This is a genomic window from Phenylobacterium sp. (assembly GCF_036263695.1).
GTDB lineage: Bacteria > Pseudomonadota > Alphaproteobacteria > Caulobacterales > Caulobacteraceae > Phenylobacterium.
This window is the reverse complement of the sequence record NZ_DATAGM010000146.1, coordinates 1-8335: the sequence shown is the minus strand read 5'-3', so window position 1 is coordinate 8335 and position 8335 is coordinate 1. Positions and strand designations below refer to the sequence as shown.

Sequence of the window (8335 nt, the reverse complement as noted above, 5' to 3'; positions counted from 1 at the left end):
GCTGGTGGACGCGGTGCTCCGCGCCGATGACCTTCCAGTGTTCCTGCGTGCCCTCGCGCATGTCGACGAACATCGGACTTCCCCTGCTGAACTTTCGGCGATCGTAGCGCGGGTTTGTCTCTGGGGGAACTGGCTGGCGGTGAGGCCCGCGCGGGCTGGCCTGGGTGCCAGCGCTGAGCTTCTGCTCGCCCGCCGCCGACGCGCGTCACTTGAACAGCCTCAAGGCTCACCTTAAAGTTGAACTCCACCTCTAGGGAGGGACGGATGGTCCAAGGATGGGTCCAAGCCTGGAGCGACGACACCGACGTCTACTTCGAGACGCTTCGGGGGCGCGGCGCAGCGGCCGCAAAGCGTGCTCAGGCCGAGTTCCGAAAGGCGTTCACGACTCCGCTCCGGGCCGCGCCTTCGGCGGACGCCGGCGTCATGGGCGATCTGCCGTGGGGCGCCTCGGTCGAGTTGCCGAGCGGGTTGTCCGCCGATGCATGGACGGCCGCGCGCCACGAAGGCGATGTCGGATTCGTGCGGTCGGATCACCTGGTCGAGATCGCCTACGTAGGCCGGCCCGCGGCGATCGAAGATCCGAAGCGGCTCGCCGCGCGACTTTCGCTGCGATCCGGCGAGAGCGTCGATCTCCTCTGGGGCGATCTCGTGCAGATCATCGAGCGGCGCGGCGACAAGGCCCGCGTTCGCGCGCGCGGGCTGTTCGGCGAAATCGCCCTCGACCGGCTCACGCCGGACGCCCTCCTCGAGGTCTACTTCGTGGACGTGGGCCAGGGCGACGGGGTCCTGATCCGGTTCCCTGACGGCGCTCACATGATGATCGATGGCGGGCTCTCCCGCTCGATGCAGATGACGGGCAAGAACGCCGCCGACTTCGTCGACTGGAAGTTCTTCAAGGACTACGGCGACTGGCGGATTAAGCTCGATTGGATGATCGCATCGCACAGCGATGCCGACCATTACGGAGGGCTGGCCGACCTCCTCGACAAGGACGAGGCGGCGCGCGAAGAGCTCGACTGCCTCGACGTGGAGGTCGCGCGGTTCGGCCACCCCGGGCTCTCGCGCTTTCCCGCGACGGTTCACGTCGATGGGCTCGGTCCGGTGGCCTCGGTGCAAGGCCGGGCCGCGTTCACCCGCCTATTGGACGACCGCGGCGACGCTCAGGCGCTGGTCGACGGCGCCGGCCCCGGAGGGCTCGAGCTCAGCGGGTCGTGGAAGGGCCTCATCAAGGCGGTCCTGAACTGCGGCGGCCAGCCGACGATCGAACGCATAGGGCTTGCGGCCGACGCCGCTGCCGCCGGTCGCCTCCCGGTGCTCGACGCGCTGGGCGGATGCGAGATCCAGGTGCTGGCCCCTACGACGCTCGACAACGGCGGGCGGCCGGCGCTCCCCGACCTCGGCGAGAAGAGCATCAACACCAACGGCCACAGCGTCTGCCTGCGGCTCGACTACGGCGCCGCGCGCATCCTGATGACCGGCGACCTCAACACCGACAGCATGAACTGGCTCACGCAGTCCTACGGCGGCGCCCTCGACGCCTGGCGCTGCGACGTGGCCAAGGCCTGTCACCACGGCAGCGACGACGTCTCGTTGAAGTTCCTGGAAGCGATCAACGCCGCGGCGACGGTCATTTCGTCGGGCGACAACGAGGGCTACGCCCACCCGCGCCCCGAGATCGTCGCCGCGAGCGCGCTGTCGGGCCGCAAGCTGCTGTCTGCAGACGGCGATCGCGTTGTGACGCCGCTGATCTACATGACCGAAATCGAGCGCAGCGTCCTCCTGGCCGAAGCCAATCGCATCGAGATCAGCGCCGGGCAGGCGCCGAGCGCGGCCTTTCTCGGCAAGGCCGTCGCCGACTTCTCCGACCGCGAGTTCATGAGCGAGGAGGATTGGAGCGCCTTCGAAGCGATCGGGGACCCGGACTCGCCGGCGGCCAAGGCCGTGGTCCGGGCCGCCCGGACGCGCGAGAAGGCTCGGCTGACGGCGCTTGAAGCGCAGGCCGCCGCAAACGGGGCCAGGGCGATGGTCTACGGCCGGCGTCCCACCGGCGTGGTCGGCGCCGTCTATCCGCGTAAGAGTTTCAAGCGGCTCCGGGTCATGGAGAACAACGTCTACGGCCTCGTCAACGTGCGCACCGACGGGGACCTCATCCTGTGCGCATCCAAGCGCGACAACGGTGAGCGCTGGACAATCCACGCCTTCCAGGCGGCATCCACCTGAAGACCAGGTCCTAGCGCCGGCCGGCGCGGGCCTACGCGCGCCTTCAAGGCCGGCGGCCAGCGCCGGGTTCAACGGCGCCGTGAGCCCTTCCCGCCAGAGGTCTGCGCGTGGCGGCGGCCGCCTGTTCCGGCCTTCAACTCCTCGCTGCCGGACGCCTGTCGGGCCCGACAAGTCGCACTGGCGGCATCAACCTTTCATTAAATCTGCGCGCGGGTGACACGTGCGCGCCCTATCGCCTCCGCCCGTCTGCTGAACGCCACAGCCAAGGGGGATGGGCGATGACCATGACGACGGGACGACGTACGGGACGCCGCACGCGCATCAAACTCGGGCTGGTCGCCTGCGCGGCGGCCGCCCCGCTGCTGCTGGGGGCGCAGGCCGCCTGGGCCGACGACGACGCGTCCACCGTGGCCGAGCTGGTGGTCACCGCCACCCCGATCCGCGACAGCATCGAGAAGTCGCTGGAGCTCCAGCAAGCCTCCGACAACGTCGTCAACGTGATCGCCGCCGACACCATCGGCCGCTTCCCGGACGCCACGGCGGCCGGCGCTCTGGCCCGCCTGCCCGGCGTCGGCGTCCAGCGCGACCAGGGCCAGGAGCGCTACATCCAGATCCGCGGCGCGCCGACGCGGTGGACCGCGGTCGCGTTCGACGGCATCAACGTGCTGGGCGCCGAGGACCGGATTTTCCGCTTCGACTCCGTGCCGGCCGCCCAGATCAGCCAGGTGGTGCTGAACAAGACCCTGCTGCCGGACATGCCCGCCGAGGCTCTCGCCGGGCGGGTCAACATCGAGACCTATTCGCCCCTAGAAAATCCGGGTTTCCACGTCTTTGGGGAAATCGGCGGCGGCTTCGTCGACCTTGGCGACGGCCCCGTGAAGAGCTACGCCGGCCGCGTTTCCTGGTCGAACGGGACGTGGGGCGTCAGCCTGGTCGGCTCGCACTACGAGTTCGAGCAGCACACCGACAACTCCGAGCCGCGCTTCGATGCGGTCGGCCCGACCCAGCTGCGGATCACCAAGTACATCATCACCCGGGTGACGGAGTCCTATTCGGGCCGCGTCGAATACTCGCCGAACGACGACCACTACGTCTCTTTCACTCACCTGAGGACCGAGTTCAACGACTACGAAGAGCGGAACCAGTATCGTTTCCAGTACAACAACGCCTTCCAGACGATCGAGCGCAACTTCGAGCGCCTGAACCTGGTGGGGGTGCCGACCGACGCCCTGTTCGAATGGGGCAAGTACTCGAACGGGGTGACCTACGACGTCCTTCACGGCGAGCACCGCATCGCCGACTGGGAAATCGACTGGAACCTTGCCCACACGACGACCGAGTTCAACACCTACACGCCCGAGACGGGCCAAAGCACGGCCAACGCCCTCAACAGGACGACGGACCCCGCGATCGTGGCGCGTCTGCCTTCGATGACTGTGGATGTGAACGCCGAACCAGGCGGAGTGCCCTTCCACACCCTGTACGACACGGTCCTGGTGAACAACGTCCCGACGCGCGGCCCGCAGCGGACTTCGCTTAACCAGCTGGCCTTCACCCACGAATGGGCAACCGAGTTTACGTCGCAGCTTGAGACGGAAGCCTATACGGCCAAGTTCGACGTCGACCGCGACTGGGAAAGCTTCGGCGCGGAGGCGCGGTTCAGCGCGGGCGTGCAGCACGACGACCGTTCACAGGAGGGCGCCGACGTCGCCCTGGTGCGGCCTAACGGCCAGGTGGTCAGCGGCAACGTCAGCGGCTTCCCGCTGCGCACCATCGCCAGCCAGTTGAACGTGCCCTGGACGCCCTTCGCCTTCGTGACCGCCAATCCCTGGGACAGCAACTTCGACTTCGGCTTCACCGCTACCTACGTCCACAATCCGGCGATGGACTGGCAGATGCAGCGGGTGATGGACGCCGCCCGCGCAGCCAACGCCGCTGGGGCCAACTTCCCCGTGTTCGCCAACGATCCGCGGTCGCTCAACACCGTCGATGAAGCGGTGACCGGCGCCTATGCCATGAACCGATGGAAGTGGGACCGCCATACGCTGGTCGGCGGCGTGCGGGTGGAGCGCACCGAGATCGAGACCCAGGGGCTGGGCGCCGTCGGCACGACGCTGGTGCCGCTCACCTTCTCCAGCGAAGAGACGTCCTGGTTCCCCAGCCTGCACTACAGCTTCGACTACTCCGACGAGTTGAAGTTCCGCGCGGCCCTAGTCTCCGGTCAGGCGCGGCCCAGCCTGGCGGACCTCCGCGCCACTGTGACGATCAACGACGCGGCCCAGACGATCACCGGCGGCAATCCCTTCCTCACGCCCGAGAAGGCCTACGGGGTCGACCTTTCAGCCGAGTGGTACTTTGGGCCGGCGAACCTGATCGCGGTGAACGCCTACCACCGGGAAGTCCAGGACGTCCTGTTCGACGCCAGCCGCATCGTGGGGGACGACAGCTACAACGCCGGCGGCGCGGACCGCAGCGGCTATACGCTCAGCACCACGTTGAACGGCGGCGACGGCCACCTGAGCGGCGTGGAGTTCGTCTACTACCACGCGTTCGACTTCCTGCCGGGCCCGCTCTCGGGTCTCGGCTTCCAGGGCAGCCTCGCCTTCACCACAGGCGAGTTCGAGACGCCCGACGGCGACAGCGTGGAGTTCCCCGGCACCTCCGACCGGATCGTCGGCGCGACCCTGTTCTACGAGAAGTACGGCCTCTCGGCCCGCCTGACCTACCAGTACCGTACGGACTGGCTGGACGAGGTGTTCCCAAGCGGCAGCGCCGCAAACCAGAACCTCTACTGGGACGAGACGACCCGGCTGGAATTCTCGCTGCGCTACCAGGTCAACGACAACGTCTCGCTGTTCTTCGACGCCAACAACCTGACCAACGAGAAGGGCATCCGCTACCAGGGCAATGAGAACCGGCCCTACGAAGTGGAGAGCTTCGGCCGCAAGTACCTCGCCGGGCTGCGCTTCACCTTCTGACCCTTGCGCCGGCGGCGCTCGCGCAGAGCGGTGCATCCGGGTTCGCCAGCGGCGTCAGCCGGCGGGAGCCGCAGCGCCCTCGGACGCCGGCGCCTCCGCAGGGGCCGGCGCACTGAGGTCGTCGCGCCCCACGATGCGGGTGACGGTGAGGTCAGCGGTGACGTTCCCGATGGTGCGGAACAGGTCCGGGACGCTCTCGACGGCCAACAGGAGCGGCAACATGATCACCGGCACGCCGGCGGCCAGGCAGACCGGCGCGATGGTCGCGAAGAACGAGACCTGGGCCGGCAGGCCCACGGCCGCGAGGCTGACCACCGCCGCCACCAGCACCACCACTGCGAGCGCGGCCGGGCCCAGCGCCACGCCGTGGAAATGGGCCAGATAGACGGCGACGGCGACGTTCGCCGCCGCGCTCGCGGCGCGAAAAATAGACACCGCCAGGGGCAGCACCACACCTGCCGTATCGTCGCGCACCCCAAGGGCCGGCGCAGCTTCGACCATCGCCGGCAAGGAGGCCAGCGACGACTGGGTGCTTAGGGCCACCGCTTGAGCGGGCAGGCTGGCCCGCGCCAGCTTGAGCGGCGAAATCCGCCCGAAGACCGCGGCCACCGGGTAGGCGAGCAGGGTCACCGTCAGACAAACCGACGCCACCAACAGGACGTAGTGGAAGAGAACCCCGAAGGCCCCGGCGCCGAGCTGCACCCCCACCACTATCGCCAAGGCGCCGACCCCGAGCGGGCCCAGCAAAAGGACCCACCGGACGATCACCAGCATGGTCTGCACCATCGCCTCGAGGACGGCCACGAGGCTTGTCCGTAGCGGCGCTGCGATCCGGCGCGCAGCGAACCCAAACAGAAGCGCAAACACCACCAGGGGTGCGATGGCCGTCTCTGCGGCGGCCTTGAACGGGTTCGTCGGTATCAGGCCGGATAACCACTCGCTCGCTGAGGCGACTTCGGGCGGCGCTTCAACCGGAGGGACGAGCTCGGGGCTCAACGGCCACAGCCGCAGCAGCCCGACAGACACAGCAGCGCCGACGGCGCAGGCTCCGACGAGGAGGACCGCGAACCAGCCGAAGGCGCGAGCCGCCGCTCCCCCGCCGCGGGCGGGGGCGGCGATCCCGGTAACCACCAGCCCGAAGACGAGCGGCGTCACGGTCATGGTCAGGGCGTCCAGCCAGATCTTTCCGACCGGCTGAGCGACGCCGAGCACGGCCTCGGAAGACCCTGGCGAGAACGCCGCCACCGCGGCGCCCGCGAACAGGCCAAGGGCCAAGGCGGCCAGTATGCGGATGGTCAAGCCGCTCACGGTGGAGCTAACGGACTGGGTGCACCCCGCGTTCCTCGCGCCGTCACCAGCCGAGCCCGACCCAGGGCTTGACGCGCCAGCGCGCCCGGTATTTAACGCTCTCCTTAATTAGCATGCTGATTAAATACGAATGGAAGGATCGCCATTATGCAGACGCCGCCGATCGTAGCGCCGACCGAGTGGGAAGCTGCGCGGGAGCAGCTTTTGGTGAAGGAGAAGGCCCTCACCCGCGCCCGTGACTCGCTGGCCGCGGAGCGGCGGCGGATGCCGTGGATGGCCGTCGAGAAGCCCTATGTCTTCGAAACGGCCACGGGACCGGCCAGCCTGCTCGACCTTTGCGAGGGCAGGCGTCAGCTGATCGTCTACCGCGCCTTCTATGAGCCCGGCGTGCACGGCTGGCCCGAGCACGCGTGCCGCGGCTGCTCGATGGTGGCCGACCAGGTGGCGCACCTGTCCCACCTGAACGCCCGCGACACCACGCTCTGCTTCGTATCCCGCGCCCCGCAGGCCGACATCGCGCGGCTGAAGGAGAGGATGGGCTGGAAGATCCCTTGGCACACCGTCACCGACAGCTTCGACAAGGATTTCGGCGTCGACGAGTGGCACGGCCACAACGTCTTCATCCGCGACGGCGAGCGGATCTTCCGCACCTACTTCATCAACAACCGCGGGGACGAGGCGATGGGGACCACCTGGAGCTACCTCGACCTGTCGCCCCTGGGCCGCCAGGAGACCTGGGAAGATTCGCCCGAGGGCTATCCGCAGACGCCGCCGTACAAGTGGTGGAACTGGAACGACAGCTATGCCCCGCAGGCCGCTCCCGATCCTGAATGGGTCCAGGTGTCGGAAGCCGGCGAGGCCGCCTTCCGGGCGGCCAACGCACAAGGCGGATGAACGCGCCCCTCGCCCGGGCGGCCGAGGGGCTGAGCCTGGCCGCCGCCCCCACCTTCGCGGCCATGGCGACGGCGACGGCGGCCTGGGGCGGCGGGCCGATGGACGCGCTCTGCGGCGCCGGCGCAAGGTCTGGCGTGGACGGCATGACGCAGATGTACCTGCTGATGGCCGCCTTCCACGTCTCGCCCTGGCTGAGGCTGGCGGCGCGGCGGAAGAGATGACGGAGGAGACAAGATGCAGGCTGCAGCCGACCCCCTAAGCGCGACGCTTTCGGCGATCGCGGACCCGACCCGGCGGGCGATCTTAGCCCGGCTGAGCCAGGGCGAGGCGACGGTGAACGAGCTGGCCGAGCCGTTCGACATCAGCCTGCCCGCCGTCTCCCGGCACCTGAAGGTGCTCGAGCAGGCGGGACTGATCTCCCGCGGCCGCGAGGCGCAGTGGCGACCCTGCCGGCTCGAGGCCGGGCCGCTGAAGGACCTCGACGGCTGGCTCGCCCAGTACCGCCGCTTCTGGGAGGGCAGCTTCGACAAGATGGACGCCTATCTCGCCAAGCTCACCAAGGGAGATCCCGATGGACGCAAGAACTGACAGGCGCGAGGGGCTCGATCCCGGCATGCCGCTCCGCGACGACGAGTTGCTGATCGTTCGCCACTTCGACGCGCCGCTGCCGCTGGTCTTCCGTATGTGGGAGGACGCGGTGCACCGGGCGAACTGGTGGGCGCCGAGGGACTGCCGCTGCACCCACTTCAGCCATGACTTCCGCGAAGGCGGCGCCTGGCGCGCCTGTTTCGTCTTCGAAGGCGACGAGAACTGGCAGGGCGGCGTCTACAAGGAGATCGAGCGCGATCGCCGGATCGCCTTCACATTCAGCTGGGACTCCGGTCCTGCGGCCGGCGTCGAGACGCTGGTGACGATCACCTTCGCCGAAGCCAACG

Annotated in this window: 7 protein-coding genes; 6 read left to right on the top strand and 1 reads right to left on the bottom strand. The window is 68.5% G+C overall.

Annotated features, from left to right (window positions below):
• Nucleotides 1-264: 264 nt before the first annotated feature.
• Nucleotides 265-2220: an MBL fold metallo-hydrolase gene (locus VHK87_RS05865; protein ID WP_329633964.1), complete on the top strand. Its 1956-nt coding sequence runs from the start codon at nucleotides 265-267 to the stop codon at nucleotides 2218-2220.
• A 278-nt stretch (nucleotides 2221-2498) separates the two neighbouring features.
• The gene (locus tag VHK87_RS05860; RefSeq protein WP_329633963.1) at nucleotides 2499-5198 is read left to right on the top strand and encodes a TonB-dependent receptor; all 2700 of its coding nucleotides are present in this window, start codon (nucleotides 2499-2501) and stop codon (nucleotides 5196-5198) included.
• A 54-nt stretch (nucleotides 5199-5252) separates the two neighbouring features.
• On the opposite strand, the gene VHK87_RS05855 is transcribed toward VHK87_RS05860, so the two are convergent.
• Complete coding sequence (locus tag VHK87_RS05855) at nucleotides 5253-6506, bottom strand: dicarboxylate/amino acid:cation symporter (protein ID WP_329633962.1); 1254 nt, start codon at nucleotides 6504-6506, stop codon at nucleotides 5253-5255.
• 147 nt (nucleotides 6507-6653) lie between these two features.
• Between VHK87_RS05855 and VHK87_RS05850 the strand changes: the two genes are divergently transcribed.
• The 4 genes from VHK87_RS05850 to VHK87_RS05835 all read left to right on the top strand — a co-directional run.
• Entirely contained in the window at nucleotides 6654-7400 is a 747-nt protein-coding gene (locus tag VHK87_RS05850) for a DUF899 domain-containing protein (protein ID WP_329633961.1), read from the top strand.
• Nucleotides 7397-7621, top strand: a complete 225-nt coding sequence (locus VHK87_RS05845; RefSeq protein ID WP_329633960.1) for a hypothetical protein — start codon at nucleotides 7397-7399, stop codon at nucleotides 7619-7621. Before VHK87_RS05850 ends, VHK87_RS05845 begins: the two co-directional genes overlap by 4 nt.
• A 13-nt stretch (nucleotides 7622-7634) precedes the next feature.
• Nucleotides 7635-7988: a metalloregulator ArsR/SmtB family transcription factor gene (locus VHK87_RS05840; protein WP_329633959.1), complete on the top strand. Its 354-nt coding sequence runs from the start codon at nucleotides 7635-7637 to the stop codon at nucleotides 7986-7988.
• On the top strand, nucleotides 7972-8335 hold a 364-nt coding region (locus VHK87_RS05835; RefSeq protein WP_329633958.1), incomplete at its 3' end, for an SRPBCC domain-containing protein. The genes VHK87_RS05840 and VHK87_RS05835, both read left to right, overlap by 17 nt.